The sequence below is a fragment of the Bradyrhizobium sp. WSM2793 genome (genome assembly GCF_000379585.1).
Classification (GTDB): Bacteria; Pseudomonadota; Alphaproteobacteria; order Rhizobiales; family Xanthobacteraceae; genus Bradyrhizobium.
In genome coordinates this window covers 59149-86093 of the sequence record NZ_KB902799.1, presented here as the reverse complement: position 1 = coordinate 86093, position 26945 = coordinate 59149, and the positions used below count along the sequence as shown (strand labels likewise).

Annotated in this window: 32 protein-coding genes; 9 read left to right on the top strand and 23 right to left on the bottom strand. The window is 64.5% G+C overall.

The annotated features are described in order from the left end of the window. The coding region (locus tag A3AS_RS43975; RefSeq protein ID WP_026202248.1) for a transposase at window positions 1–186 on the top strand (186 nt) is incomplete at its 5' end. Window positions 187–331: 145 nt separating this feature from the next. On the opposite strand, the gene A3AS_RS0128945 is transcribed toward A3AS_RS43975, so the two are convergent. Next, window positions 332–1240: an amino acid ABC transporter substrate-binding protein gene (locus A3AS_RS0128945; protein WP_018321001.1), complete on the bottom strand. Its 909-nt coding sequence runs from the start codon at window positions 1238–1240 to the stop codon at window positions 332–334. A 160-nt stretch (window positions 1241–1400) separates the two neighbouring features. Further along, window positions 1401–1820: a nuclear transport factor 2 family protein gene (locus A3AS_RS0128940; RefSeq protein ID WP_018321000.1), complete on the bottom strand. Its 420-nt coding sequence runs from the start codon at window positions 1818–1820 to the stop codon at window positions 1401–1403. 143 nt (window positions 1821–1963) lie between these two features. Between A3AS_RS0128940 and A3AS_RS0128935 the strand changes: the two genes are divergently transcribed. Together A3AS_RS0128935 and A3AS_RS0128930 are read left to right on the top strand one after the other, a co-directional pair. After that, entirely contained in the window at window positions 1964–3205 is a 1242-nt protein-coding gene (locus tag A3AS_RS0128935; RefSeq protein ID WP_018320999.1) for an amidohydrolase family protein, read from the top strand. Window positions 3206–3412: 207 nt separating this feature from the next. Continuing rightward, entirely contained in the window at window positions 3413–3760 is a 348-nt protein-coding gene (locus A3AS_RS0128930; RefSeq protein ID WP_049815018.1) for a hypothetical protein, read from the top strand. Here the strand turns inward: A3AS_RS0128930 and A3AS_RS0128925 are convergent. The 8 genes from A3AS_RS0128925 to A3AS_RS0128890 form a co-directional block, all read right to left on the bottom strand. Then, window positions 3750–4664: an NAD(P)-dependent oxidoreductase gene (locus tag A3AS_RS0128925; protein WP_018320997.1), complete on the bottom strand. Its 915-nt coding sequence runs from the start codon at window positions 4662–4664 to the stop codon at window positions 3750–3752. The genes A3AS_RS0128930 and A3AS_RS0128925 overlap by 11 nt on opposite strands. Beyond that, entirely contained in the window at window positions 4664–5533 is an 870-nt protein-coding gene (locus A3AS_RS0128920; protein WP_018320996.1) for a hypothetical protein, read from the bottom strand. The genes A3AS_RS0128925 and A3AS_RS0128920 overlap by 1 nt, the downstream gene beginning before the upstream one ends. A 19-nt stretch (window positions 5534–5552) precedes the next feature. After that, window positions 5553–6236 (bottom strand): 4-carboxy-4-hydroxy-2-oxoadipate aldolase/oxaloacetate decarboxylase, encoded by a 684-nt coding sequence (locus tag A3AS_RS0128915; RefSeq protein ID WP_018320995.1) that lies wholly within the window; start codon window positions 6234–6236, stop codon window positions 5553–5555. Next, window positions 6233–6946 carry a PIG-L deacetylase family protein gene (locus A3AS_RS0128910; RefSeq protein ID WP_008552603.1) on the bottom strand — a complete coding sequence of 238 codons (714 nt, stop codon included), beginning with the start codon at window positions 6944–6946 and terminating at the stop codon, window positions 6233–6235. Before A3AS_RS0128910 ends, A3AS_RS0128915 begins: the two co-directional genes overlap by 4 nt. A gap of 64 nt (window positions 6947–7010) precedes the next feature. Continuing rightward, window positions 7011–8315, bottom strand: coding sequence for a C4-dicarboxylate transporter DctA (gene dctA, locus A3AS_RS0128905; RefSeq protein WP_018320994.1), 1305 nt, complete (start codon window positions 8313–8315; stop codon window positions 7011–7013). After that, a complete protein-coding gene (locus A3AS_RS0128900) occupies window positions 8312–9196 on the bottom strand; it encodes an amidohydrolase (protein ID WP_018320993.1) in 885 nt (294 codons plus the stop codon). Before A3AS_RS0128900 ends, dctA begins: the two co-directional genes overlap by 4 nt. Further along, the gene (locus A3AS_RS0128895; RefSeq protein WP_026202467.1) at window positions 9196–10155 is read right to left on the bottom strand and encodes an amidohydrolase; all 960 of its coding nucleotides are present in this window, start codon (window positions 10153–10155) and stop codon (window positions 9196–9198) included. The genes A3AS_RS0128900 and A3AS_RS0128895 overlap by 1 nt, the downstream gene beginning before the upstream one ends. A gap of 74 nt (window positions 10156–10229) precedes the next feature. After that, entirely contained in the window at window positions 10230–10940 is a 711-nt protein-coding gene (locus tag A3AS_RS0128890) for a TetR/AcrR family transcriptional regulator (RefSeq protein ID WP_018320991.1), read from the bottom strand. A 116-nt stretch (window positions 10941–11056) separates the two neighbouring features. Here A3AS_RS0128890 and A3AS_RS0128885 point away from each other — a divergent pair, with 116 nt between their 5' ends. The 3 genes from A3AS_RS0128885 (at window position 11057) to A3AS_RS0128870 (ending at window position 13961) form a co-directional block, all read left to right on the top strand. Continuing rightward, window positions 11057–12037, top strand: a complete 981-nt coding sequence (locus A3AS_RS0128885; protein WP_018320990.1) for a tripartite tricarboxylate transporter substrate binding protein — start codon at window positions 11057–11059, stop codon at window positions 12035–12037. A 10-nt stretch (window positions 12038–12047) separates the two neighbouring features. Beyond that, complete coding sequence (locus A3AS_RS0128880) at window positions 12048–12848, top strand: ABC transporter substrate-binding protein (protein WP_018320989.1); 801 nt, start codon at window positions 12048–12050, stop codon at window positions 12846–12848. A gap of 189 nt (window positions 12849–13037) precedes the next feature. Further along, the gene (locus A3AS_RS0128870; protein WP_018320988.1) at window positions 13038–13961 is read left to right on the top strand and encodes a PepSY domain-containing protein; all 924 of its coding nucleotides are present in this window, start codon (window positions 13038–13040) and stop codon (window positions 13959–13961) included. 12 nt (window positions 13962–13973) lie between these two features. On the opposite strand, the gene A3AS_RS0128865 is transcribed toward A3AS_RS0128870, so the two are convergent. Continuing rightward, window positions 13974–15116, bottom strand: coding sequence for a mechanosensitive ion channel family protein (locus A3AS_RS0128865; protein ID WP_018320987.1), 1143 nt, complete (start codon window positions 15114–15116; stop codon window positions 13974–13976). Between the two features lie 128 nt (window positions 15117–15244). Here A3AS_RS0128865 and A3AS_RS0128860 point away from each other — a divergent pair, with 128 nt between their 5' ends. Further along, window positions 15245–16495, top strand: coding sequence for a DUF763 domain-containing protein (locus A3AS_RS0128860; RefSeq protein WP_018320986.1), 1251 nt, complete (start codon window positions 15245–15247; stop codon window positions 16493–16495). Between the two features lie 37 nt (window positions 16496–16532). Here the strand turns inward: A3AS_RS0128860 and A3AS_RS0128855 are convergent, their stop codons facing one another. The 7 genes from A3AS_RS0128855 to A3AS_RS0128825 all read right to left on the bottom strand — a co-directional run bounded on the left by A3AS_RS0128855 (window position 16533) and on the right by A3AS_RS0128825 (window position 20185). After that, window positions 16533–16775, bottom strand: coding sequence for a hypothetical protein (locus A3AS_RS0128855; RefSeq protein ID WP_018320985.1), 243 nt, complete (start codon window positions 16773–16775; stop codon window positions 16533–16535). A gap of 28 nt (window positions 16776–16803) precedes the next feature. Further along, window positions 16804–17067 carry a hypothetical protein gene (locus A3AS_RS0128850; RefSeq protein WP_018320984.1) on the bottom strand — a complete coding sequence of 88 codons (264 nt, stop codon included), beginning with the start codon at window positions 17065–17067 and terminating at the stop codon, window positions 16804–16806. A 15-nt stretch (window positions 17068–17082) separates the two neighbouring features. Beyond that, window positions 17083–17283 (bottom strand): hypothetical protein, encoded by a 201-nt coding sequence (locus A3AS_RS0128845; protein WP_018320983.1) that lies wholly within the window; start codon window positions 17281–17283, stop codon window positions 17083–17085. Between the two features lie 13 nt (window positions 17284–17296). After that, window positions 17297–17482 (bottom strand): hypothetical protein, encoded by a 186-nt coding sequence (locus tag A3AS_RS0128840; RefSeq protein WP_018320982.1) that lies wholly within the window; start codon window positions 17480–17482, stop codon window positions 17297–17299. 140 nt (window positions 17483–17622) lie between these two features. After that, on the bottom strand, window positions 17623–18891 hold the full coding sequence (locus A3AS_RS0128835) for a cytochrome P450 (RefSeq protein ID WP_018320981.1): 1269 nt from the start codon (window positions 18889–18891) through the stop codon (window positions 17623–17625). 88 nt (window positions 18892–18979) lie between these two features. Continuing rightward, the gene (locus tag A3AS_RS0128830) at window positions 18980–19306 is read right to left on the bottom strand and encodes a hypothetical protein (protein ID WP_018320980.1); all 327 of its coding nucleotides are present in this window, start codon (window positions 19304–19306) and stop codon (window positions 18980–18982) included. Window positions 19307–19411: 105 nt separating this feature from the next. Then, window positions 19412–20185: a ferredoxin--NADP reductase gene (locus A3AS_RS0128825; protein ID WP_018320979.1), complete on the bottom strand. Its 774-nt coding sequence runs from the start codon at window positions 20183–20185 to the stop codon at window positions 19412–19414. 157 nt (window positions 20186–20342) lie between these two features. On the opposite strand from A3AS_RS0128825, the gene A3AS_RS0128820 reads away from it, so the two are divergent. Together A3AS_RS0128820 and A3AS_RS0128815 are read left to right on the top strand one after the other, a co-directional pair. After that, window positions 20343–21539: an amidohydrolase family protein gene (locus A3AS_RS0128820; protein ID WP_018320978.1), complete on the top strand. Its 1197-nt coding sequence runs from the start codon at window positions 20343–20345 to the stop codon at window positions 21537–21539. Window positions 21540–21664: 125 nt separating this feature from the next. Continuing rightward, window positions 21665–22354, top strand: coding sequence for a hypothetical protein (locus tag A3AS_RS0128815; protein WP_018320977.1), 690 nt, complete (start codon window positions 21665–21667; stop codon window positions 22352–22354). 10 nt (window positions 22355–22364) lie between these two features. On the opposite strand, the gene A3AS_RS0128810 is transcribed toward A3AS_RS0128815, so the two are convergent. From A3AS_RS0128810 to A3AS_RS0128790, 5 genes are all read right to left on the bottom strand, one after another. Further along, the gene (locus A3AS_RS0128810) at window positions 22365–22754 is read right to left on the bottom strand and encodes a hypothetical protein (RefSeq protein ID WP_018320976.1); all 390 of its coding nucleotides are present in this window, start codon (window positions 22752–22754) and stop codon (window positions 22365–22367) included. A gap of 193 nt (window positions 22755–22947) precedes the next feature. Continuing rightward, window positions 22948–23403 carry a MarR family winged helix-turn-helix transcriptional regulator gene (locus A3AS_RS0128805; protein ID WP_018320975.1) on the bottom strand — a complete coding sequence of 152 codons (456 nt, stop codon included), beginning with the start codon at window positions 23401–23403 and terminating at the stop codon, window positions 22948–22950. A 13-nt stretch (window positions 23404–23416) separates the two neighbouring features. Continuing rightward, on the bottom strand, window positions 23417–24121 hold the full coding sequence (locus A3AS_RS0128800) for an ABC transporter ATP-binding protein (protein WP_018320974.1): 705 nt from the start codon (window positions 24119–24121) through the stop codon (window positions 23417–23419). Continuing rightward, entirely contained in the window at window positions 24118–24909 is a 792-nt protein-coding gene (locus A3AS_RS0128795) for an ABC transporter ATP-binding protein (RefSeq protein ID WP_018320973.1), read from the bottom strand. The genes A3AS_RS0128800 and A3AS_RS0128795 overlap by 4 nt, the downstream gene beginning before the upstream one ends. Continuing rightward, window positions 24906–26795, bottom strand: a complete 1890-nt coding sequence (locus A3AS_RS0128790) for an ABC transporter permease (RefSeq protein ID WP_018320972.1) — start codon at window positions 26793–26795, stop codon at window positions 24906–24908. The genes A3AS_RS0128795 and A3AS_RS0128790 overlap by 4 nt, the downstream gene beginning before the upstream one ends. Window positions 26796–26945 lie beyond the last annotated feature (150 nt).

Genomic DNA, 26945 nt, shown 5'->3' with positions numbered 1-26945 from the left:
AGGCTCAAACGCTACAACCGCCTCATCGCGCGCCGGCGAGCCCAGGTTGAGACCACCTTTGCCACCCTCAAACGCCGGATGCGGCTTACCTGCATTCGCTACGTCGGTCTCGCCAAGGCAAGCGGGCAAGTCCTGCTTGCCTCCATCGCGTTCAACATGAGGCGGTGGGCTGCGATCGCCGCCTGAGACGCCCGCCAAGGGCGCCAACTACAGATCTCGGCCTGACGATCGGCGTCAACACAGCCCTCTCTCCTTACGTCTCCTGCCTCAAAAGGCCGTAGCGCAACAGGCCCACAAGGGGAGAGGGCACGGTAATGCGCAACCTCTCGCCTCAGTTCGCCAGATACACGTCCGGATCGGCGCTCCAGCTCGGCTTCTTGAAAGCGTTGCGCAAGGCGGGCGACATCGGGACGTTGTAGTTGAGGCCATTCGGCGGCGTCGGGGACTGCAGCCATTTCTTGTAGAGCACCTCGATCTCCGGGCTTGCATAGAGCTCCGCAGTCGCGCGGTCGGCGAGCGCCTTGAACGGCGCGTCCTCCCGCCGCAGCATGATGCCGTAGGGCTCCGGCTTGGAGAACGCCTCCTCGCTGATCATGAAGGCTTGCGGCTCCTTCGAGCGCGCGATCGCGACCGCGAGCTGCACGTCGTCGAGCGCGTAGGCCTGGGCGCGGTCGGTTTCCAAGAGCAGGAAGGCTTCGGCCTGATCCTTCGCGGGCATCAGACTGATGCCGAGATTGCGTTCCGTATTGACCTTGGCGAGTTGCGTCAGGTTGACCGAGCCGGCGACCGCCGTGACCGCCTTGCCCTTGAGATCGTCGATGGTGTTGATCTTTGCGGCCTTCTTGGCGGCGAACCGCGTCGCACTGAGGAAATGCGTGTTGGTGAAGGCGACCTGCTTCTGGCGGTCGGCGTTGTTGGTGGTCGCCGAGCAGTGCAGGTCGAGCGTGCCGTTCACCATCAAGGGGATCCGGTTCGACGAGGTCACGGCGAGCGTGTCGACGACGATGTCAGGCATGCCCAGCTGTTTCTTCACGACGTCGACGATCTTGAGGCAGATGTCCATGGCGAAGCCGACCGGCTTCTGGTTGCCGTCAAGATAGCTGAACGGGACCGAGGCCTCCTGATAGCCCAGGGTGATCTTTTTGGTCTCCTTGACCTTCTGGAGCGTGCCCGACAGATCTTCGGCTGAAGCTGCGCCCGCAAGACATGTCAGGGCCAGGATAACGGTGGGTAGACGCATCGGCTGCTCCTAAAGGGGGCTCGCGCCTCCATCCCGGGCGCGATCGCGGGATTTGATAGCGCAGGCGCAGGCCAGCCGCCAGACGGGCTCGCGCCTATCAGCTATCGCAGCTTTCGATATGACGAGCGGCCGTTTGGCTCCGCCTTTGCCGAGACGGATATTACGCGTCGATGCCGCGTTGGACCAGGATGCGCTCAGCGCTATCGTTCCAGACATCCATCTTGGTGATCTTGCCGTTGCGCACCACGAAGCGGTCGACGTAACGGTTGCCCTCGAACGAAGTGCCGTCCTTCCATTCGCCGTAGAGGGTGCCGACGCTGTAAACCACGGTCTCGCCGTCGCCGGGGCAGACATCGAACCGGTCCATCCTCTTCTTGGCCCAGCGGTAGCGCTTGGCGTTGAAGCCGGTCGGGCCACGCGGATGATCGAACTCGCGCCCGCCGGTGAAGGTGATCACGGTGCCCGGCGCCATATAGGCGGCCGCAGCGTCGGGATCGGGGATCATCGATGCCGTGAGATAGGCCTCCACGATCGCGGCATCGGACAATTGACCAGTTTCGGCTTTGGCGGCAACGGACATGGCAGGCTCTCCCGGATTCGCGGAATATTACCGCCACTGTCGCCGAATCCATGCATATATTTTGAACATCTGCCTCGCTACACTGCCGACAATCTGGAGCCGCCGATCCCGGCTGATTGCTTTAAATTCCGTCCGCAAGAGCCATGATCACCCAGCCCGCCTTCGACCTGATCTTCCGTAACGCATTGTTGCGATCATCCGCCGCGCCTGTCGACATCGGCGTGAAGGCCGGCCGGATCGCCGCGATCGCGCCGAAGCTCGCCTGCGAAGCGGTCGAGGTCGATATCGGCGGTCACCTCGCCCTGCCCGGTTTCGTCGACACCCACATCCATCTCGACAAGGCCTGTCTGCTCGACCGCTGCGGCCACGATCACGGCAGTCTCGGTGACGCCATCCGGGCCGTGTCGGCGATGAAACGCGACTTCACCGTCGAGGATGTTTACGCACGCGGCGCCAAGGTGCTCGAACGTGCGATCGTGAACGGCACGACGCGCATGCGCACGCATGTGGAAATCGATCCGCGGATCGGTCTGCGAAGCTTCGAGGCGGTGAAGGCGCTGAAGCGCGACTATGCATGGGCGCTCGACCTGTCGCTCTGCGTGTTCCCGCAGGAGGGGCTAACCAACGATCCCGGAGCTGAGGAGCTGCTGGTCCAGGCGCTGCGCGACGGCGGCGAGACGATCGGCGGCTGTCCCTATACCGACACCGATCCGACCGCGCATGTCGCCCGCATCTTCGATCTCGCCCAGGAGTTCGACGTCGACGTCGACCTCCATCTGGATTTCGATCTCGATCCTTCCTGGTGGCATCTCGACGAGGTCTGCCGCCAGACCGAGCGGCGCAACTATCACGGCCGCGTCACGATCGGCCATGCGACAAAACTCTCGGCCCTGCCGCCGGAGCGGATGAAGGCGGCCACCGCGCAACTGGCGAAAGCCGGCGTCGCCGTCACGGTGCTGCCCGCGACCGATCTCTATCTGATGGGGCACGACGCCACCCACAACGCACCGCGCGGGCTGACCCTCGCCCACAAGCTCGCGGGCGACGGCGTGGTTTGCTCGGTCGCCACCAACAACGTGCTCAATCCCTTCACGCCGTTCGGCGACGCCTCGCTGCTGCGGATGGCGAACTTCTACGCCAATGTCGCGCACGCCTCGGTGAGGGATTTCGACACCTGCCTCGATCTCGTGACCGAGCTGCCGGCGCGGCTGATGAACCTCGACGATTACGGCATCAAGGTCGGCAATCCCGCCGATCTCATCGTGCTCGATACGCAAGACGGCCGCTTCGCGATCGCCGAGCTGCCCGACGTCATGATGGGCTTCAAGGAGGGCCGACAGACGTTTGCACGGCAGCGGCCCGCGCTGTTCCGGCCTGGGGCCTGAACGCGTTTCCGGTCGAAGCTCCAACGGTAAAATCGTCAGGAACACGGCTGATCATCGGACCGTTTCGCGCCGATTCACGGCCGATTCCTCCCAAGATCCGAGCCCGGTAGAATCCCGGACCGTAGCTGTGCGCATTGCACAACAGGCCGTCCGGATCATATTAAAGGGGCGCACTGAACGATCTGCGTTCAGTGGGGAAGCATGTACATGTTCAGCGCATTCAGTAGCATGGATTATCGCTCCATTCGGGCCGACTCGCCGGCGGAAACGGCCGTCAAGCGCCTGAAGGGAATCGGCGAAGTCCTATCTGGCCTCGACATCTCGGCGATCCAGACGCAGGACGACATGACCCGCGGGCTCTGGACGCTGGATACTGCCGACAAGTGCATCCGCATGATTCTCGCAGAGTTCCGCACCGCGCCCGCCAAGGAGCAGGTCGTCCGCGAGGCCAAATGCCTGGTCGACCTGATCGAGCTCGCCCGTGACGAAATCTCGAACTATCGCGACCGCGGCAGGGTTTTGAGCTCAACCTACGCGATCGGCGTCAGCCCTTGATCTTGCTCAGGATTCGATCTGCCTCGGTACGCCAATCAGCGCTGCGCGCGAACTCCTTGGTGCCCCTGGCGCCGAACAGCCCTTCATCGGCGAGATCAGCGACCCAGGCCTGACGCTCGGCTGTGCCCTGCGCGGACCATGGTGTCAGTCCCGCCTCACGCACGGTCTCGGCGACCTCACGCACCTCCTCGGCGCGCCGGCGACCGTGCTCGATCACGCGCTGGAAGAAGTAGGCGCCCTGCTTCTCCCAGTTGATCGCGGGAAAGGTCTCCGCGAGCGAGGCCAGCACGGCATCCTCGACGCCATAGGCCCGCGCGGTCGTAAAACTCTCGACGACCATGGCCTCCAGGCCCTTGATCATGATGCTGCGGCACATCTTCACCGCGGAGGACACGCCGAGCTTGTCGCTCGCGACCCTGGCGGCAAAGCCGATCGCGTTGAGCAGCGGCTCCAACTCTCTCGCGCCGCGACCGCCGAGCAGCAACGGCACCTTGATGCGATAGGGCGGCACCGAGGTCATCACGGCACCTTCGACATAGCGGCCGGCGGCGCCGTCGATCAGCGCCGCGGCGCGCTGCTTGGCGCCCGGAGAGGCCGAATTGAAATCGAGGAACCAGGCGCCCTGGTTGATCGCAGCGGCGCAGGCCTTCGCCACCGGCACGGCCTGGCTGGCGGTGACAGCGGAGATGATGAAATCGGATTTCGCGGTCAGCTCAGCATGAGATGCTGCCAGCGTCACACCGTGTTTCGCCGCATGCTCCTTCAGCGGCGCGCCCTGCTCGCCACCGAGCTTGATGTCATAGGCCGAGACCTTGATATCCTGCTGGCGCAAATCCTCGGCCAGGATACGGCCGACTTCGCCATAGCCGATAAGCCCGATCTGCCATCGTTTCGGATCCACCATCAGTTCAATCCTCGGGTCGTCTCGTCGAACAGCTCCTCGACCGCATAGCGGCGCGGGATCAGCGCCTGCTGGAATGCGTAGTCGACGATCAACTCCAGCGGCTTCCGGTTGGCCTCGATCCCGAACGGGACAAGATCTGGCGTTGCCGCAGGCCCCACCTGCACCTTGTTCTGCTTGAGGAGATCATAGACGCCCGCAACGATCCCGGGACGCGTTCTCGCCAGTTGCTCGGTCACGACCACGAGATGATTGACCGGCACGACGCCGCGCTTGGCGTACCATCTGGCAGCCTCCGCGGCCGGATCCGGGAATAGAGGCTTCAACCTGGGACTATCAGAGATCTCACCGAGGACAGCGTCGAGCTCACCGTCGAGCAGCATCTGCAGAATCTTCTTGTCCTTCGGGGCGCGCTCGGTGGTGTCGACATATTCGGCCACGTGCGGATCCTCGAAGGTGACCCAGCGGATCTTGTCGAGATTGACGCCGTAATCGTTGGCGAGAATGCCCCGGATCCAGGCGCCGGTCGTCGTCGTGAACGAGCGGATGCCGACGCGCTTGCCTTCGAGATCGGACGGCCCGAGCGTTCCCTTCGTGGGATTGTAGAGCGCATAGGAATGCTGGAAGCGACCAAGCATGGTCGCCGGCAGCAGCACCAGCGGCTTGCCGTGGGCTTTCGCCATCAGGTAGGTGACAATCGCCATCTCGCAGACATCGAAGGCCTGCTCCCGCACCATCGGCTTGAACGCGGTGTTGGTCGGCGTGTACGTGATGAAGTCGAGATCGAAAAGATCGGAGCGGAGCGCGCCGCTCTTCACCGCCTGCACGTGGGGATGATTGCCGAGCACGGCCTTCAGCTTGAGACGATCCATCCGCCCGCTCCGCTAGTCTTCAGACGTCCTCGGGATTGTCGACATAGACGAGCCCGGCCTTCGCCAGCGCCTCGCGCATGCTGTACATGTCGAGGCCAAGCTCGCCCGAAGCGAGACGCTTGCGCTTGCCGCCCTCGTCAGCGTTGCGCTTCTTCGCCTTCCCGGCGACCTCGGCCGCATGGCGCTTCGGGACCACGACGACGCCGTCGTCATCGGCGACGATGATGTCGCCGGGATCGACATTGACGCCGGCACAGACCACGGGAATGTTGACCGAGCCGAGCGTCGCCTTGACTGTGCCCTTGGCCGAGACAGCGCGCGACCATACCGGAAATTTCATCTCATGCAGCGCATTGACGTCGCGGCAGCCGGCATCGATGATCAGCCCCTGCACGCCGCGTGCCTGCAGCGAGGTCGCCAGCAATTCGCCGAACATGCCATCGGTATTGTCGGCGGTGCAGCCGACGACGAGGATGTCGCCCTTTTTGCACTGCTCGACGGCGACATGGATCATCCAATTGTCGCCGGGCTGCGCCAGCACGGTGACGGCGGGCCCGGCGATCGACGCGCCCGCCCAGACCGGGCGCAAATAGGGCTTCATCAGACCCATGCGCCCGTAAGCCTCGTGCACGGTCGAGACGCCATACGCCGCCATGCCGGCGGGATCGGCGCGCTCAATGTTGCGAACGACGACCGGCTTCATGCCAGCTCCTCCGCAACCGTCGGGAACAGGCGCTGATAGGCCTCGCCATAGGTCATGGGCACGCCGGTGTTGCGGCTGCCCTGAATGCCGCGGTTGAGCGCGACGCGCTCGTAATAGCCCCACAGATGTTTTTGCGCGGCGAGGATCTGGAATGCCTCGTACTTCTCCTTCCAGACCTCGTCGATCTTGAGGAGCAGATCCGGCTTGTAATTGCACTGCTCTGGCTGATGCGGTTCGAACAGGAACACCGGCGGCGCCGAATATTTGTACTGCGCGCCGGGCTTGTGACCCATCGCCTGCGCGACCACACGCGTCTCCTGGGCGAAATGCGCTGCGTTCGGGTGGTCGAAATTATAAGGGTCTTCCAGCGCGTGGGTCAGCACGAAGCTGGGATTGAGCTCGCGGTAGATGTCGACCATGCGGTCGAAATGCGCCTCGGTCAGCTTGAGGGGATAATCGCCGCAATCGAAGAACTCGATTTCCGCGCCTAGCAGCTTTGCCGCCCGCTCCGCCTCGTCCTTGCGCCCGGCCTTGACCGATTCCAGCGTCGCGCCCTTTTCCTTCCAGGCAAACTGGCTCTCGCCGCGCTCGCCAAAGGACAGGCAGACGATCTTCATGCGATAGCCCTTCTTCGCATGCAGCGCGATCGCGCCGCCGGCGCGCCAGACGAAATCGCCGGGATGGGCGGTGATGACGAGACCTGTCTTCATGGGAGAAACTCCCCTCTCTTGTTCGTAAGCATCATAAACCGCCTGCGTCGCGCCGGAAGCCAATTCATCGGATCGCAGCGGCCACGTGTTCCTCGCCGTCGAGCACGCGCCTCAGCCGTTCGCCGTCGAGCGCGCCTTCCCATTTGGCAATCGCGATGGTCGCGACCGCGTTCCCGATCAGATTGGTCGGCGTCAGCCCCTGCGACATCAGGCGATGGATGCCGAGCACCAGTGCCACGCTCGTCACCGGGATGGTGCCGGTCGCGGACAGCGTCGCCGCCAGCACGACGAAGGCGGCGCCCGCGATCCCCGCCGCGCCCTTGGAGGTCACCAGCAGGATCAGCAAGAGCTCGATCTGCTCGGCAAGCCCGAACGGCGTGTTGGTCGCCTGCGCCAGGAACACCGAGGCCGCGGCAAGGTAGAGGCAGGTGCCGTCGAGATTGAAGGAGTAGCCGGTCGGGATCACGAGCCCGACCACGCTCTTCTCGCAGCCCGCCTTCTCCAGCTTGGTCAGCATCCGCGGCAGCACCGTCTCCGACGACGTCGTAGCGATGCAGATCAGCAGCTCTTCCCAGATGTAACGGATCAGCTTGAGCAGCGAGAAGCCGCAGAGCCGCGCGACGGGGCCGAGTGCCACGACGATGAAGACCAGGCAGGTGAGATAGAAGCCGCCGAGAAGCTTGCCGAGCGAGGCCAGCGATCCCACGCCGAACTTGCCGACCGTGAAGGCGATGGCGCCGAATGCACCGATCGGCGCCGCCCACATCACGAAGCCGACGACGGCGAACACCATCTTGGCGGCGATGTCGATCAGATGGACCAGCGGCGCGGCCCGTTCGCCGAGTTGCACCAGCGCAAAGCCGCAAAGGACCGAGATGAACAGCACCTGGAGGATGTTGCCTTCGGCGAAGGCGCCGATGAACGTCGCGGGCACGATGTTCATCAGGAATGGCACGAAGCCGATGACGCTGGTCTGCTTGACGTAAGGCTCGATCGCGCTGGCATTGATGCTGGCGGGATCGATGTTCATGCCGACGCCGGGCTTGAGCAAATTGATCGCGATGAGACCGATGATCAGCGCGATCGTGGTCATGATCTCGAAATAGACGATCGCCTTCACCGCGACGCGCCCGACCCGCGCCATGTCGGCCATGTGGGCGATGCCGTGCACGACGGTGCAGAAGATGATCGGCGCGATCAGCATCCGGATCGCCTTGATGAAGGCATCCCCGAGCGGCTGCATCTTGGCGCCCGCCTCCGGACTGGCGATCCCAAGCGCGATGCCGGCCGCCATGGCGATGAGCACCTGGATCCAGAGCTCCCTCCACCAGGGCCGCCCGCGCGGCTTGTCGATCGCGAGCACCGTCATCGGTCGAACTCGAACAGGCGCGCCGGATTGTCGACGAGGATCTTCTGCTGGAACTCCGGCTCCGGCGCGAACAACGGGATCAGATCGACGAGGTCGCCGTCATTCGGCATCACCTTGACGTTGGGATGCGGCCAGTCGGTGCCCCAGATGACGCGGTCGGGCGCGGTCTCGACGATCTTGCGCGCGAACGGCACCGCGTCGGTAAAGGGCGGACCGCTGGAGGCCACCCGCTCCGAGCCACAGATCTTGACCCAGCATTTCTCGTCGCGCTGCATCAGCTCGATCAAAATCTTGAACGGCAGCTGGTCGAGCCCCTCGGAGGCCTCCACCCGTCCCATGTGGTCGATGGTGTAGCTCAGCGGCAGCCTTGCCAGCATGTCGGCATAATCAGGCAGGTCGATCGCATCGAAATGCAGGTCGATGTGCCAGCCGAGCGGCGCGACCATGGCGATGACGCGATCGAACACGCCCTTGTCAGGGACGCCACCGAGATGGCGGACGAAATTGAAGCGGCAGCCGCGAAAACCGCCCTCGTGCAGCGCACGAAGCCCGCTTTCGGTGATGGTGTCGTCGATATTGGCGACGGCGCGGTAGGCGCCGCTACTCTGCGCGATGGCATCGAGCGCCACACTGTTGTCGGTGCCGTGCACGCTGGCATTGACGATGACGGCGCGCTCGACACCGATCTTGGCATGCAGCGCGCGGAAATCCTCCAGCGGCGCATCCGGCGGCGTGTAGGATCGGTCAGGCGCGTAAGGGTATTTCGAGCCGGGCCCGAAGATGTGGCAGTGCGCATCGCAGGATAGTTTTGGCAGCTTGAACTTCGGCGTGCGCGTGTTCGGATCGGGCGGCGGAATGGTGGGTGTGTACATCATCGTCATCAGGTGAACTTGAACAGGCGTGCGGGATTGTCGACCAGCAGCTTTTGCCGGACCTTTGCGTCGGGCGCGTAGAGCGGAATCAGGTCAACGATCTCGCCGTCGTTCGGCATGACCTTGACGTTAGGGTGCGGCCAATCGGTGCCCCAGAGCACGCGATCGGGCGCGTTGTCGATCAGCGCCTTGGCAAACGGCACCGCATCGTGGAACGGCTTGCCGACGGCGGAGGCGCGCTCGAGGCCGGTGATCTTGACCCAGCACTTCTCGTCCTTTTTCTGAAGGTCGAGCAGCGCGGTGAAGCCGGGATCGTCAAGCCCCTTCCCGGCCTGCACCGTGCCCATGTGATCGATCACATAAGGCGTCGGCAGCGCAGTCAGGAGGCCTGTGAATTCGGCGATCGTGCCCGGCTCAAAATAGACGTCGATGTGCCAGCCGAGCTCGGCAACGCGGTGCACGATGCGCTGGAACTTACCCATATCGCCGACGCCGCCGAGACGCCTGAGGAAGGCAAAACGGCAGCCGCAGATGCCGGCCTTGTCGAGCGCCGCCAGCTCCTTCTCGGTCATCTCGTCATTGACGTTGGCGATGCCCCTATAGGCCCCCTCGCTCTGGGCGATGGCGTCGGTGACGACGCGATTGTCGGTGCCGTGCACGGTCGCATTCACGATGACGCAGCGCTCGACGCCGATCGTCTCGTGCACGCGGCGGAACGCCTCCAGTGGCGCATCAGCCGTGTTGTAGGGACGCTTTTCCGCGAAGGGGTAGCGCGACGCCGGCCCGAAGATGTGGGTATGGCTGTCGCAGGATTTTGCCGGCAGCTTGAACGACGGCGTCGTGGGATTTGGGTCCGGCGGCGTGATCGTCGACATCGCTTTCGGCTCTGCGCCTTGCGCACACGCCTCGCTCGCAAGCGCCGTACCGGCCAGTCCGGTCAAGAGATGCAAGCACTCCCGCCTGTTCATGTTCCCAACACCCTGTCACACCGTCCGCCTGCGAGCGGAAGCGCTGTTACGCGCCTCCGCTCGGGTGGCTTCTTTCAAGTCTTGCTGCTGACGACCGGCCGCCGCCGCACCGGCGCGGCATGATCGAGCGGCGGCGCCTGGAATGAGGCGACCGTGGCCTGCACCAGCTGCTCGATAGCGCTGGCGGCATCGCCGCCATCGGCCTCGCCGCGCGACAGGCGCGAGACGCGATCCGGTGTCACCAACGAGTAATAGAGTGCGCCGAGCAGGAAGTGACTGCGCCAGACGATGTCGGTGCGCGGAATGTGCGGCAGGCTCTCGTGGATCGCATCGATGAAGGCGTGACTGGTGTCGTCAAAAGTCTGCGCTATGATTTTTCGCGCGACCTCGTTGCCCTCGGCCGACATCACGGCGCGCAGCCGCGTGAAGCGCGCACCGCCGCCGGCAAGGTCGCTGCCCGAGGTGAAAGCCGGCACGACGTAGGCCCGCACCACAGCCTCCAGCCGGTCCTGGAGATCGCGCACCCGCCTGGCGGCGGCGAGCAGCTCCCAACGTCGCAAATTCATCGGCCCGCAATGCCGCCGGTAGATCTCCAGCAGCAGGCCGTCCTTGGTCTTGAAATGATAGGTCACACTGCCGGGATTGGCTCCGGCAGCCTGGGCGATGTCGCGCACCGAGACGGCGTTGAAGCCGTTGGTGGCGAACAGCTCCTCGGCCGCGGCGAAGATTGCCTCGCGCATGTTCGGCTTGCGGGCCGTTTCCTTGCTGGTGGGCTTGCGTACCATGTGATTTGTACTATCGTACAAAAGATCAGGTCTCGTCAACAAAAACCATGGGCGGCGTCCGGACGGCCTGGAAGACCGATGCAAGGATGCGTGCGCCCGCAAGGAGTGCTGGGAAAATGCTGGGTATGAACAAGACAATCGGCGGATTGATGCTGGGCGCCGGTTTGCTGCTCGCGGGCAGCGCCGCGCAGGCCGCCGACACTTATCCGAGCAAGCCGGTTCACATCCTCGTACCTTACGCGGCCGGTGGCGCGGTCGACGTGCTCGCGCGCACGCTGAGCCAGGCGCTGGCCAAGTCCTGGGGTCAGCAGCCGGTAGTCGACAATCGTCCCGGCGCCGGCGGCATCGTTGCCTCGCAGGCGCTGACGCAGGCCGCGCCCGACGGCTACACGCTGATCCTGGTCGCGAGCGGCCATCCGCTCAACCAGTTCATCTATCCGAGCGTGCCCTACGACACGTTCAGGGATTTTACCGCAATCACCGAAGTCGCCTCCTCACCGCTCGCGATCGTGGTGGCCAAGGACAGCCCCTACAAGACGCTCGGCGATCTCCTGGCTGCGGCGAAGAAAGATCCGGACAAGCTATCTTACGGCATGTCCGGAAACGGTACCTCGGCGCATCTGGCCGGTGAACTGTTGAAGCACATGTCCGGCAGCAAGATCGTCGCGATCCCCTACAAGGGCGGCGCGCCGGCATTGACCGCTGTCATCGCCGGCGAGATCCCGCTCAGCATCAATCCGCTTGCGGAAGCGATCGGTCAGCTCGAAGGCGGTCCGGTGCGCGCGCTCGCGGTGACCTCGGCTGAACGCTCCAAGGCGCTGCCTGACATCCCGACCGTCGCCGAGTCCGGCGTCTCCGGCTATGACGTCTCGGTCTGGTGGGGCGTGCTTGGTCCGGCAAAAATGCCGCCGGAGATCGTGGCGAAGCTCGAAACCGATCTCAAGGCGGCGCTGCAGGATCCGAACGTGCTGTCGACGCTCGGCAAGATCGGCGCCGCTCCGGTCGGCTCCTCCGCCAAGGAGTTTGACGCCTATATGCACGCCGAGGCGACCAAGTGGGAGCCGGTGCTGAAGGCGGCCAACATCCGCGCGCAGTGAGCCTCTTTGCATGAGGGCCTTCTCTGGACGCCTCGCCCGCACCGCCCTGCTGGTGGCCGCAATCATCAGCCTCGTCGGCGCGTCCGCGCGCGCCGACGGCGAGGCAAAGCTGCTGGCGCCGAGCGGCAGCTTGCGCGTCGGCATCTATCCGGGCAGCCCGACCTCGATGGTGAAGGATGCCGTCGGCAAGCCGCACGGCCTCGCCTATGATCTCGGCGCCGAGTTCGCCAAGCGGCTCGGCGTTGGCGTCGATTATGTCAGGTTCGAGCGCGTTGCCGACATCGTCAGCGCGATCCACGATGGCAAGATCGACTTCACCGTGACCAACGCCACGCCGGCCCGCGCCAACGAGGTGAGCTTCAGCCGGCCCGTGCTGGCAATCGAGCTCGGCTTTCTCGTCCCGGCGAATTCGCCGATCAGAGAGGTCGAGGACATCGACAAGCCCGGTGTGAAGATCGGCGTCACCAAAGGCTCGACCTCCGAGCGCACGCTGCCGACAAAATTCAAGAACGCGACCATCGTTCCCGCCGCAAGCGTCAAGGCTGCCATCGCGATGTTCGGGAGCAGTGAGATCGATCTCTACGCGACCAACAAGCCGACGCTGTTCGAAATGTCCGACCAGATGCCGGGCGCAAGGATTCTCGACGGCAATTGGGGCCTGGAGCACATGGCCATCGCGATCCCCAGAGGACGCGAAGAGGCGCTGTCCCTGCTCAACAGCTTCGTTGCGGAGAAACAGTCGTCCGGCGCGTTGGAGACGATCCAACGTCAGGCTGGCTTGCGCGGCGCGATGAAGGTAACGCGCGAGTAGGTCTCGCCGAGCGAGACTGCACGACGCAGCTGCTGCAGTCTCTCGAAAACCTGCGAACGATTGGCGATCGCAGCATCGCGATAGCCTCGCGTCCATTTGCTGCAAATCAACGCGGCAAGGTGGACAAAGCGTCATTTGTCTTCGGGGCTGCGCTAGGCGACCAGTGCCAAGATCGCCGGAGACCGAAGAATGAACAAACCCCTGTTGTTGACACTCCATCGCTGGATCACGCTGGTCTTTGCGCTTCCCCTGTTCGCGATCATCACCACCGGCCTGATCCTGTCGTTCGAGCCGCTGATGCAAATCAATGGCATCGGCGGTCCGGCGATCGATGCCGCGCGCGTCGTCGAGCTGGTGAAGACGTACGATCCACACAACAAGGCGCGCGGGCTTTCGATCAATGCGGCTAGCCAGCGGATGACGCTGCAAGGCTCCGGCGCGCCGGCCATCGACCTCGTGACCGGCGCACCCGCTGCGGCCAGCTCCGGCCCGACCGATCTCTTCCGGTGGGCGCGGATCACGCATGAGCGGCTGCTCGGCCAGGCGTGGCTGGTGACAAGCTCGACCATCGCCATGGTCATCCTGATCCTGCTCGGCAGCCTCATGGGACTGCCGCGGCTGCGCAACACGCTGTCCGGATGGCACAAGGGCACGGCCTGGTTCGCGCTGCCGCTCGTCCTGTTGAGCCCGCTGACCGGCCTGTGCATGGCGTTCGGCCTGACGTTTCAGAGCGGAGGCGTTCCGGCCGGCAGCGGCCGTCCCCTCGCCCTGCCCGACGCGATACGGATGGTCGCGGCCTCCCACGATCTCACGCACGTGATCTCGATCGGTATGCGCGGCGGCCACATGATGGCGCGAATCTATGACGGAGGAGAACTACGCGCCTATGCCGTCAATTCATCGGAGGTCACGCCACTGCCACGCAATTGGCCGCGCCTGATCCATGAGGGAAACTGGTCGGCCCTGATCGCCTCGTCGCTCAATGTGGTGACGTCGATCGCGCTGCTCACGCTGCTGTCGACCGGTCTCCTGATCTGGGCCCGACGTAAACTGCGCAAGCGGCGACCGCGCTCCGACCGCCAGGCCGGCGCGGCCGTGGTCGGCGCCCGCTGATCGCTCGGACGGTCAATTATGCGCGCTCGCCCGCATCTTTTCCGGCTGCGTGACGGGCCGCAGGAAATCGGCATCATCGTCGGCCGACGGGATCAGGATCGCGCGCTCGCGCGGCAGCGCCTCCGGCATCTCGTCGCGGATGAAGGCGACGAGCTTTTCCCTGATCTCGCAGCGCAGGTCCCAGGATTGCGGCGCGTTTCTTGCGCTGACCAGCGCACGTAGCTCGATGGTCCGGGAGTCCGCGTCGATCACCTGGAGATTGACCACCGCGCCATCCCAGAGCTTGGACTGCTTCACGGCATCCTCCAGCCAACGCCGGATGCGCGGCACGTCGGCGCGATAATCGACGTGCAGCGCGATCACGCCGATCAGGGAGGCGGTGTCTCGGGTCCAGTTCTGGAACGGCTTTTCGATGAAATAGGATAGCGGCACCACCATGCGGCGCCAGTCCCACAGCCGGATCACGACATAGGTCGAGGCGATGTCCTCGACCCAGCCCCATTCGTTCTCGATGATCACGGCATCCTCGATGCGGATCGGCTGCGTGATCGCGATCTGCAGGCCGGCGATCAGGTTGCTGAGCAGCGGCCGTGCGGCAAGACCGACGATGATACCGGCCGCGCCGGCGGAGGCGAACAGGCTGACGCCGTATTGCCTCACCGAATCGAACGTCATCAGCGCGGTGGACACCGTGATGACCACGATGATGGTATCGGTGACGCGCTTGAACACGCGAACTTGCGTGACGTGCTTGCGCGCGACGAAGTTCTCGGTGACGTCGCGGAAATTCTGCAAGTACCGCGCCGCGCTCATGTCCACGACCCGGATCGAGATCCAGCCGATCAGGGCAATGACGGCCACGACGAACAAGCGCATCAGCGGCGTGCGGATCATGTCGTCGAGCGGGGCAAGCGGCAGGACCAATGCGACGGCGGCCAGGCAAAGCGCCAGCTGGGCCGGGCCCGCGGTGCGGTCGATGAACACGCTCAGCAGCGGAAGGCGGGTTCCGAAGGCGCGCGCGAGCAGCCATACGGCGACCCGGTAGACGAACAGCGCAAGTAAGATCGCGCCGACAACCAGGCCGAGGCCGACAAACCACGACGGTATCCAGCCGAACATCCGGTCGATGTCGGCCATCAGGGCCTGCAGATTCATCGATTGTCCCCGTCATTGCATTCGCGTAGCCCGCTCAACGCCTCCCGGCCGGCTTGGCTCCCCTCTCTCGTGCAACGCAGCATTCCGCAGATGCAACCGTCGCCGAACTGCGCTAATTTGGCGGCACCATGACCAGACGTACCGGCAGCGCCGATCTTCCCTTGCACACCGGGCGGGTTCCGCCGTGGCTTGCGAGCCGCATGGCTTCGCTCGGATCGATCGTCACGCAGGCGATCGTGCATCATTACGGCCGCGATGCGTTTCTCCAGCGGCTGTCGCATCCGTTCTGGTTCCAGTCGTTCGGCGCCGTGATGGGAATGGACTGGCACTCCTCCGGCATCACCACATCCGTGATCGGCGCGCTGAAGCGCGGGCTCGGGCCGCTCCAGGATGAGCTCGGCATTTATGTCTGCGGCGGCCGCGGCCAGCATTCGCGCAAGACGCCGGACGAGTTGATGCAGCTCGGCGACCGCGTCGGATTCGACGGCGCAAGGCTCACCCGCGCCAGCCGCCTGGTGGCGAAGGTCGACAGCGCGGCCGTGCAGGACGGCTTCGATCTCTATCTCCACGGCTTCTTCGTGACCGCCGACGGCAAATGGACGGTGGTGCAGCAGGGCATGAACGGCGACAAGCGGCAGGCCCGCCGCTATCACTGGCATTCCGAGGCGCTGAAGAGCTTCGTCGACACGCCGCACAGCGCGATCGACGGCCCGCAACAAGGCGAGATCGTCAATCTGACCGACCACCGCGCCGATATCTCGCGTAGCGCGCAGCTCGAGCTCCTCAGCGATCTCGGCCCCGATCGCATCCTCACTGAATTCGAGCGGCTCACCGGGACTGCGCCCGAGCCTGCGCAGGCCATGCTGCCGCATCTGATCATGCCCGCGCATCATAATGTCCGGCCGAAGGATGTGTTCGCGCGGCGCCTGCACGGCACCCTCGCCGCAGCCGCCGAACGCGGCCCGGTCGATTTCCCGGAGCTGCTGCTGACGCCCGGCGTCGGCGCGCGCACCGTGCGCTCACTGGCGATGGTCGCCGAGGTCGTGCACGGCGCGCCCTATCGCTTCAAGGATCCCGCGCGCTTCTCGCTCGCCCATGGCGGCAAGGATCGGCATCCCTACCCTGTCCCGATCAAGGTCTACGACGAGACCATTCGCGTGCTGAAGGGCGCGATCCAGAGCGCCAAGCTCGGACGTGACGAAGAGATGCAGGCGATCAGGCGCCTCGACGACCAGGCGCGGCGGCTGGAACGCACCGTGCGCGGCCCGTCCGTCGAGACCTATATCGCCGGCGAGCGTGCGGCCTCACCCGACCTCGACGGCCGCTCCGTGTTCGGCTGGGAGCGCGACCTCGTGCCGACAAAAAAGCGGACCGGCTGAAGAGCGGTCCGCGAGTTCAGCGGGAGGAACGCCCCTCTCAGGTCTCATCAGTCTCCGGCGTCTCGTCGAGCCGGTTGGCTGCATGATCCTGATACTGTTCGGTCTGAATGGACTTGCCGTCCATGCCGCGAATGTCCGAATGCTGGGCCTTGTCGCGGTTGGACAGGACCATGTTATCGCCGATCTTCTCCTTGGGCACATCGGTCAATGCACCGGTGCCGTCGCCCTTGCCATGCATGCCGGATCTGAAGTGCGTCTTGCTACCGTGCCCACCTGGCATCAGTCTCTCCTCTTGGCCGTGATCTTCTCTAGTGCTTCTGTTGCGCCGCTGTCGGTTTCGGCTGCTTGTGGCCGCTCTGGCCGGCGTCGTTGTGCTTGTTGTGGTCGCTCTCTTGGTTGAGACCGCCGCGGCTCACCGGAAATTCGCTGTGTCGAGCTTCCGGCCGCGCGCGATGAGCAGCGGTACCCTCGACGTTGCGGCCGGATGCCTGATCGAGCTCCCTCGCATCGGGAATGTCAGGCTTGCGCTCGAGAATGCGAACCTGCTGTTCGTGAGTCTTTCTGCCTTGCATTCTGATCTCCAATCGTCACCTGCCGCCGCCCTTGCCGGCCGCGTCGTGGCGGTGATGAGAATCCTGCTCGCCTCCACCACCGGAGACGCGGCTGTGGCTTCGCTGTTCATCGTCCGCAGGCGGCTTCTTCACTTCCAGCGGCGCCTTCGCGTTCTCATGCGATGCGCCGGGGCCGCCCTGGCGAATGCTGTTGGGTGTCTTGGTGGATGTCGACATGAATGTCGCCTCCTCAACGGTCTTGCTGGTATCCCTGATTGGTCGTGTTCTGCTTGATGTTGCCTTGCTGTCCCTGTTGGTCCGGATTTTCCGCGCGCTGCTGACCGCGCGGAGTCTGATCGGCCGATGTTTGCTTGGTGTCGCCAGTTCCCTTCCGGCTCTGATTGGCCGGCGGAACATTCGGCATTTTGCTGGTCATGATCCAACCTCTTCGAGAGATGGGACTTCTGGGCCCGGAACTGTTCCGTCGCGTGCCTCAGGTCCCGGTGGACAACAGCAAGCGCCGCAGGCCGTTCCGAGCGGATCATGGTCAGCGACGATTTGCCGAAGGAGAGAGCTTCACTCCGCCCGCACGGGAGAACGATCGGCCATCGCCGGCGCCGCAGCGGCAAATGTTCCGTGGATCTCGGCCGTGACGGGAAGCTTCGCAATCATGCGAATCCCCGGGCGCTTGCGCCAATGGATCTGCGAGGGATCGACGGCCAGACCAAGGCTCGGCCAGCGCACGAACAGCGCTTCCAGCGCGCAGGCCGCCTCGATCCGCGCAAGCTGATGGCCGAGGCAGAAATGGATTCCCGTCCCGAACGAGAGGTGACGGTTCGGCTTGCGCTCGAGATCGAGGCTTTCAGGGTGACCATGCATCGCCGGATCCATGTTGGCGGCGGCGAGCATCACCATGACACGGTCGCCCTTCTTCAGACGCACGCCTTCGACCTCGACGTCCCGCCGCACATAGCGCGGCTTGGAGAACTGCACCGGTGACACGAAGCGAAGAAACTCCTCCACCGCAAGCCCGACACGGCTCCAGTCCTGCTCCAGCCAATCGCGGAGGCCAGGACTCCTAAGCAGCTCGTAGGCGGAACCGCTGATGAGATGCGTGGTCGTCTCGGAGCCGGCTGCGAGCAGCAAAAACACCATCGAGACCATTTCATCCGGCGTGATTTGGGCACCCTCGCGCTCGACCTGGACCAGTTCGGCGATCAGGCCTTCGCCGCCCTGCACGCGCGCGGCCTGCAATTGCTGCTCGAGGTAGCCCCGCATCTTTCGGAACGCCCACAGCAAGCGGAAGAAGCTGACGACATTCGTCAGCGAGGACATCGCGTTGCCCCAGGCGATGAATTTGGGCCGGTCGGCCAGAGGCAATCCCAGAAGCTCGGAGATCACTGCGAGCGGCAGGATGCGCGCGTAGCGCTGGACCAGATCGGCTGGTCGTCCCTCCGCGAACAGCTCGTCGGCCAAGCCGTCGGCAATGGCACGGATGCGCGGCTCCATCGCGACGATGGCACGACGGCGAAAGGCCTCGTCCACGATGCTGCGGAGCCTCGTGTGATCCGGCTCGTCCATCGTCAGCATGTTGTTGGCGATGGTTCTGACGAAGCTCGGCATCCACCAGCGCAGAGCCGCGACGTCGCCATCCTCCTTGCGCAGCGTGAAGGTAGCGCCGTCCTTCAGCACGTGTGCCGTCGCGTCATGGGTCGTGGTGATCCAGACATCGCCGACCAGAGGAAATCGCGTCGCGACGAGAGGACCGGACATGCGCAACGCCGCGATCGCCTTGGGCGGATCGCGAAAGAAGGCCTCGCTGGTGAAATCGAGGCGCGTTGTCATGGGATCACCGGAGTGATTGTTGGCGTCTCACCCAGATGGTATGCGCGGGCCAACCCGCAAGTCGGAACCCGCGCGAGGAGACGGCGATCTATCCACGCCCCGGCGAGCGCTGGCCGGTCTTGCGCTGCTGCTGGTTGGTATAGGCGTCCCAATGGCTCCAGCTGCCGTTGCTGAGGCTCTGCATGTCCGTGCCGAGCGGACGGCGCGTGCGCTTGTCGTGATCGGCGATCACGCGCTCGGACTGGGCGATCTTGCGCTTGAGTTCCGCGATCGCCTTCTGGGTCTGGCCGTTCCGCTTCGAGGAGGCGATCTCGCCCATCGTGAAGCGCGCGGTCTCCAGCGCCTTCAACTCGGCGCGGTTCTTCTTCAACTGGACCCGGTGCCAGGCGATGTTGCTGTCGCTGTCCGCAACCATGTGGGAACTCCGCTGATTCGTTCCCACAGTGTATCAAGCGCCGAATCGGCGCCGCAACGGGCCCCACGCGGCGAAAATGCGGTCTTCTCAAGCTAGAATTGCGCGTTAGCGCTCGGCAAAGGCCTTTTCGACCACGAATTGGGCCGGCTCGCCGTGATTGCCCTCGACAAAGCCGCGCTCACCCAGGAGCACGCGGGTATCAGCGACCAGTGCCGGGCTGCCGCAAATCATGACGCGGTCGTGGGCGGCCTCCAGCGCCGGCAGGCCAATATCGGCGAACAGCTTGCCTGTGGTGATGAGGTCGGTGATGCGGCCGCGGTTGCGGAAGGGATCACGCGTCACGGTCGGATAATAGATCAGCTGATTCTGAATGTACTCGCCGATCAGTTCGTCCTTCGGCAGCGTCTCGGTGATCATCTCGCCATAGGCGAGCTCCTTGACGTGCCGGCAGCCATGCAACAGCACGACCTTCTCGAACCGCTCATAGGTCTCGGGGTCCTTGATCACGCTCAGGAACGGCGCAAGGCCCGTGCCGGTGCCGATGAGGTAGAGGTTGCGCCCCTCCTCCAAATTGTCGATCACCAGCGTGCCGGTGGCCTTGCGGCTGACGATGATCTCGTCGCCTTCCCTCAAATGCTGGAGCCGCGAGGTCAGCGGACCGTCCGGCACCTTGATCGAGAAGAACTCCAGCGTGTCCTCGTAATTGGCGCTGGCGACGCTATAGGCCCGCAGCAGCGGCTTCTCGCCGACCTTGAGCCCGATCATGGTGAATTCGCCGTTGCGGAAGCGGAAAGTCGGGCTGCGCGTGGTCTTGAAGGAGAACAGCGTATCGGTCCAGTGGTGGACGCTCAAAACGCTTTCCTGGTTGAAATTGCTCATCTCACCTTCCCTGTCGCTTCCAATGCGGTTCCGAGGCGGGCAGCTATGCGTCGTTTGTACACGATCATTCGTATACTAATGAATAATCCTGCTTGATCCCGCGGTCAAGGCTGCCCAAGATCGAAAGCGTTGCAGTTAGGAATAAGGAGCCCCTTCCATGGCGCATGACGCCCCCCAGGCCACCGGACCCTCGAAGCTCGTGATCCGGAATATCGGCCTGATCCTGTCCGGCGCCCTGGAAAAGCCGATCCTGGATGGCGACACCATCGTCGCCGAGAACGGCAAGATCACCGCGATCGGCCGCTTCAAGGACATCGACATCGAAGGCGCGACCACGATCGTCGAGGCCAACGGGACCACGGTCGCGCCGGGCCTGATCGACAGCCACGTCCACCCTGTGGCGGGCGACTGGACGCCGCGCCAGAACCAGATCGGGTGGATCGACAGCAACCTCCACGGCGGCGTTACCACCATGATCTCCGCCGGCGAGGTGCACATGCCCGGCCGCCCCCGCGACGTCGTCGGGCTGAAGGCGATGGCGATCTTTGCGCAGCGCGCATTCTGGAATTTGCGCCCCGGCGGCGTGAAGGTTCACGCCGGTGCGCCGGTGATCGAATGCGAGATGGTCGAGGAGGACTTCAAGGAATTGGCCGCCGCCGGCGTCAAGCTGCTCGGCGAGGTCGGCCTCGGCGGCGTCAAGGACGGTCCCACTGCACGCAAGATGGTTGGCTGGGCGCGCAAATACGGCATTCAGAGCACCATCCACACCGGCGGCCCCTCGATCCCCGGCTCCGGTCTGATCGACAAGGACGTGGTGCTGGAGGCCGACACCGACGTGGTCGGCCACATCAATGGCGGCCACACCGCCCTGCCCGACGATCAGATCCGCTGCATCTGCGAGGGCTGCAAGCGCGGCCTCGAGCTCGTGCATAACGGCAACGAGCGCTCCGCTCTGTTTACGCTGCGCACCGCGCGCGAGATGGGCGATCTGCACCGGGTCATCCTCGGCACCGACGCGCCCGCCGGCTCCGGCGTGCAGCCGCTCGGCATTTTGCGCATGGTCTCGATGCTGTCCTCGCTCGGCGAACTGCCGGCCGAGCTTGCGTTCTGTCTCGCCACCGGCAACACCGCCCGGATGCGCGAGCTCGATTGCGGCCTCATTGAAGTCGGCCGTTCCGCCGACTTCGTCATCATGGACAAGGCCCAGCACTCGCCCGGCAAGAACATCCTGGAGAGCGTCCAGCTCGGCGACCTCCCGGGCATCGGCATGACCATCATCGACGGCATCGTGCGCACCCAGCGCAGCCGGAACACGCCGCCCGCGGGGAAAGTGCCGGAGGTGGTGGCGAAGTGACGCAGCCGGAGCGGCACACCGCTCGGCATCGCCCCTCGATGGCGTTGAACAAGTCTGCGACCTGCTGCGTCTAACGCAGGCAGCCCCCGGCGGCGGCATTTCATTGCTGGACCATCGAGGGAAACATGAAGAACTCATCGCGAATAGCCGTCGGCCTTGCTGGCGCGGTGGCGGGCTATGTCGCGATCTTTGTGCTGTTTTCCCTGTTCGATTTCGGCAACCGCGCGGACCCGATCACCTCGGGTCTGTTGGGACTGTTCGTTTACTCCCCCATCGGCGCGATCGCCGGCGCGGTGGTTGCCAACTGGCTGGTGAGGCGTTCAGGCCAGGACGCGGGCAATGGCAGCATCGCGCGCAACAGCCTGAAGTCTCTCGGCGTCGTCGTCCTGCTCTGCGTCGCCGGGATCGGCATCTACATCGCTTACGCCTATGCGACTGCGACGCCATGGCTCAACCGGAACGGCGGCAATCCCCTGCTCGTATTTGAGGTCCGTTTTCCGGCCGGGGTCGCGGTGCCGGCATCGGCCCAGGGCATCACCATCGAATTGCAGACCGACCTCAACACGATGCCGGGCGAAGTGACCCCGGCCGCCTTCTATCGTGACGGCGACCAGCCCGTCATCGCAGGCGAAGTCGAGCTCGCGTTTCGAACCTCGCACCGGCAGCTCGCTGTCAATATCGAGGGCCAGCCGGGCCGCATCTACCCGATCGACTTGACGGCCCGGGCGCCGCATACGCCGGAGTTCGGGACATGGCGGCGGCTCGCAGACGGCAGCGAAATTCGCTACCGCGCCAAATGGCCGGGCAAGACGTAAGCGTTCGAGATCAGCGCTTCTTCGCGATCTCACATCGCACATAGGTCTGGCGCTTGGCCTGCCCGACCGGTCCGTTGTCCATCACCAGCTTGCCGTCCACGGCGATGGAGACCCGGGGATTGGAGCGAAACTTCTCGCCCTCGCCTTCGCAGGCGAGCTTCATTTTCCAGCCGAGCTTTCCGTCGGCGGTGATCTCGCCGGCGCGGCAGCGCGTCTCGTACCAGTAGAGGCGATTGCCGCCTTCGATGCTCATGCGGTTGGGGCTGTCGTCATCGCGGCAGTCTTTTTTGGTGGACGCCCAGAAGCCCTCGTAGGGCTGCGCGGCAAAGGCAGGCGCGCAACTGCCCGCCAGCACCGCACCGAGAGTGAGGAGCATCGTAAACTTCGCCGCGACTCTCATGACTAATACCTCGACAAGTCCCTCATCGAGGTTAGTCGCCCGTCCCCGCACCTTGTTCAACTGCCGTAGGGTGGGCAAAGCGACTTGTCCGCCATAGCTCGAAGAGCGACGGCGGAAGCGTGCCCACCATTGAGAAGTGGTGGGCACGGCGCTTCGCGCCTTTGCCCACCCTACGAGACCGCCTACGGCACCCTCACCGCAGCTTGTTCAACAGCGCCATCAGCATCTCGCGCTCTTTCGTGTCGAGCGGCGCCAGCGTCTCGCGGGTGATGGCGAGCGCGTTCGGCGCGACCTTCTCCGAAAGCTGCTGACCGGCGCGCGTCAGGCTGACCAGCAGCCGCCGACCGTCCTCGGGATCCTGGCTGGTCTCGGTCAGGCCACGCGCCGTGAGCCGATCGATCACGCCCTTGATCGTCGCAACGTCCATCGCGGTCAGCCGGCCGAGCTGGTTCTGCGAGCACGGCCCGGTCTCGGCGAGCTTCGACAATGCCGCCCACTGCGTCGGCGTCAGATTGGTGCCGATATCGCGGGAGAAGATCGAGCTGTGGCGCTGCCAGACCTGGCGCAGGATGAAACCGACCTGCTCGTCGAGCACGTAAGGCGGTTTTGCCGGTTTGACGCCCTTCTTCACCGCGACACTTCTCGCCATCCGTCCCCGCCTCTCACAACGACAGATGCGCGTCGCGGATATCCGGACGCGCGTCGAGCTCGGCCATGGTGCCGCCGAAGCAGATGCGGCCGCGCTCGATGATGTAGGCGCGATCGGAAATCAACCGCGCGAAATGCAGATTTTGCTCGGAGACGACGATGCTGACGCCCTCCTTCTTCATGGTCAGGATGGCGTCGACCATCTGCTCCACGATCTTCGGCGACAGGCCCTCCGAGGGCTCGTCCAGCAGCACCAGCGACGGATTGCCCATCAGCGTGCGCGCGATCGTCAGCATCTGCTGCTCGCCGCCGCTCATGCGGCCGCCGGGACGGTTCTTCATCTCGCCGAGATTTGGAAACAGCGCGAACAGCTTTTCGCGCGTCCAATGCGGCGCGTTCGGACGCTTGGGCTGCTTGCCCACTTCGAGATTTTCCTCGACGGTCAGGTCGGTGAATATCCGGCGCTCCTCCGGCACGTAGCCGAGCCCCTCGCGCACGATCTCGTGGGTCGGCTTGGCCGAGACGTCCTTGCCCTCGAACATGATGCGGCCGGTTCGTTGCGCGACCAGGCCGACGATCGAGCGGAACGTCGTCGACTTGCCGGCACCGTTGCGCCCGAGCAGCGCAACCACCTCGCCCTCGCCGACCTCGAAGCCGATGTCGAACAGGATATGCGCCGGGCCATAATGGCTGTTGAGGCCCTCGACGGTGAGCTTCATGTTGATGCTCCCTCGCGATGGCGGGCATCGTAGACCAGGCCCTCGCCGAGATAGACCGCCTGCACCTGCGGATTGCCGCGCACCTCGGCTGGCGTGCCCTCGGCGATCAACGTCCCTCGATTCAACACGATGATGCGGTCGGCGTGCTCGAACACCACGTCCATGTCGTGCTCGGTGAAGAGCACGCCGATCGATTTCTCCCGCGCAATGCTCGCGGTCAGCCGCATCAGATCGACCCGTTCGCGTGGCGCCATGCCGGCGGTCGGCTCGTCCATCAACAGCAGCTTGGGCTGGTTGGCGAGCGCCACCGCAAGCTCGAGCCGCTTGAGGTCGCCATAGGCAAGCTCACCGCAGGGCCGATCGGCATAGCCGCCCATGCCGACCAATTCGAGCAGACGGCCGGCCTCGCCGCGGTCGAACTTCGGCGCCGAGCCGAACAGATTGAACAGCTGCTTCCCGTGCGAGATCAGCGCGACCTGCACATTCTCGCGCACGGTCATGGTGGCGAAGGTTGCGGTGATCTGGAAGGTGCGCCCGACGCCGAGCCGCCAGACCTCCCGCGGCTTCCTGCCCGTGATCTCTTCACCGAGCAGGCGAACATGGCCGGTATCGGGCTTGTTCTGGCCGTTGAGCATGTCGAAGCAGGTGCTTTTTCCCGCGCCGTTCGGCCCGATCAGCGCCAGAATCTCGCCGGCGCGCAGCGAGAACGACACGCCGCGCACGGCGTGGATGCCGCCATACGATTTGGTCAAGCCTTCAACGGCGAGAAGTGGAGGTGCAACACTCATTCGGCAGACTCGATCGGCTTGGCAAGCAAGGGAGACCCCGGCGGCGATGCCTTCCTGCGGCGCTGCGCCAGCATCTCCAGCATGCCGACAATGCCCTTGGGGAAGACGACGACGATCAACATGATGAAGCCGCCGAGCACGAGCTTCGACAAATCGGTCTGGCTGACCAGCCAGATGTTCAAGGCCTTGTAGACGATGGCGCCGATCACCGCGCCGGACACCGTCTCGACACCGCCGAGCAGCACCATCACCAGCGCATCGACCGAGAGCGAAATGCCGAGATTGTCTGGGAAGACACTGCCCTTGAGGTAGGCAAACAGCGCGCCGCCGATGCCGGCGGTCGTCCCTGCGATCACGAAGGCCGTCCACTGGATGCGCTTGGCATTGATGCCGATCGCCTCGGTGCGCAGCAAAGAGTCGCGCGTCGCCCTTAGCGCGTAGCCGAATGGCGAGAACACCATCGCCCGCAGCGCGATGGTCACCAGCGTAGCAACGCCGAGCGCCAACCAGTAGAAGTGCGACGGGCTCGCCGCCCATTTTTCCGGCCAGACGCCCAAGATGCCGTTGTCGCCGCCGGTGACGCTCACCCATTGGAACGCGATCGACCAGACGATCTGCGCGAAGGCGAGCGTCAGCATGGCGAAGTAGACGCCGGAGAGCTGCACGGCGAAAAAGCCGAACACGGCGGCGCCCATGCAGCCGAGCAACGGCCCGAGCAGCAGGCACACGATCATCGGCAGCCCCGCCATCTTGGCGAGGAAAGCGACGCCATAGGCGCCGAGGCCAAAATAAGCGGCATGGCCGAAAGACGCGAGGCCGCCGACCGACATCAGGAAGTGCAAGGAGACGGCGAAGATGACGAAGATCGCGATCTCCGAGCCGACGGTCAGCGCGTAGTTACCGGCGAACAGCGGCAGCGTCGCTGCGATCACGAGCGCCGCAAGCGCCGCAAGCCGCTCGTTCGACGTCAATGGCCGCCACGGATTGACGGTGAGCCCCGGCGTCTTGCGTGCCGGCGCCTCCGGTTTGCCGAATAGGCCCCACGGTCGCACGATCAGCACCACCGCCATCACCAGGAAGACCAGGATGATGGAAATCTTGGGGAAGATCAGGATGCCGAAGGCGTTGAGCTCGGAGACCAGCACCGCCGCGACGAACGCGCCGACGATGCTGCCGAGGCCGCCGATCACGACCACGACGAAGACTTCGACGATGATGCGCAGATCCATCGCGTGGTGCACGGCATCGCGCGGGATCTGAAGCGCGCCGCCCAGCGCGGCGAGGAAGACGCCGACCGCGAACACGGACGTGAACAGCCATTTCTGATTGACGCCGAGGGCTGCGACCATGTCGCGGTCCTGCGTCGCCGCGCGCACCAGGACGCCCCAGCGCGTGCGCTGGAACAGCAGCCAGAGGATGCCGAGCACGACGGGCCCGAGCACTATCAGGAACAGGTCGTAGCTTGGGATGTTCTGGCCGAAGAAATCGATGGCCCCCTTGAAGCCGGGCGCACGACGGCCGACGAGATCGTCAGGCCCCCAGATCAGCACCACGAGATCCTCGACCATCAAGGTCAGGCCGAAGGTCGCGAGCAGCTGGAACAGCTCCGGCGCGTGATAGATGCGGCGGAGCAGCACCATCTCGACGAGGACACCGATCAGTGCCACGGCAATCGCCGCGAGCACGATGCCGCCCCAGAAGCCGAACGCGCCCGACAGGCGTTCGGTGAGCGTGAAGGCGATGTAGGCGCCGATCATGTAGAAGGCGCCATGCGCGAAATTCACGATCCGCGTCACGCCGAAGATGATCGACAGGCCCGAGGCCACCAGGAACAGCGACGCCGCGCTGGCGAGACCGGTCAGAAACTGTACGACGTAAAAGGCCATCGGCGGTCCGGGTTGGTGTTGCATGCCGCGGCACGCGGGTCTTGGTTCACCTCTCCCCGCTTACGGGGAGAGGTCGAATTTGCGCGATGCGCAAGTTCGGGTGAGGGGGAGTCTCCGCAAGGCTCGCTGTCACCTCCCTCGCGGAGGCTC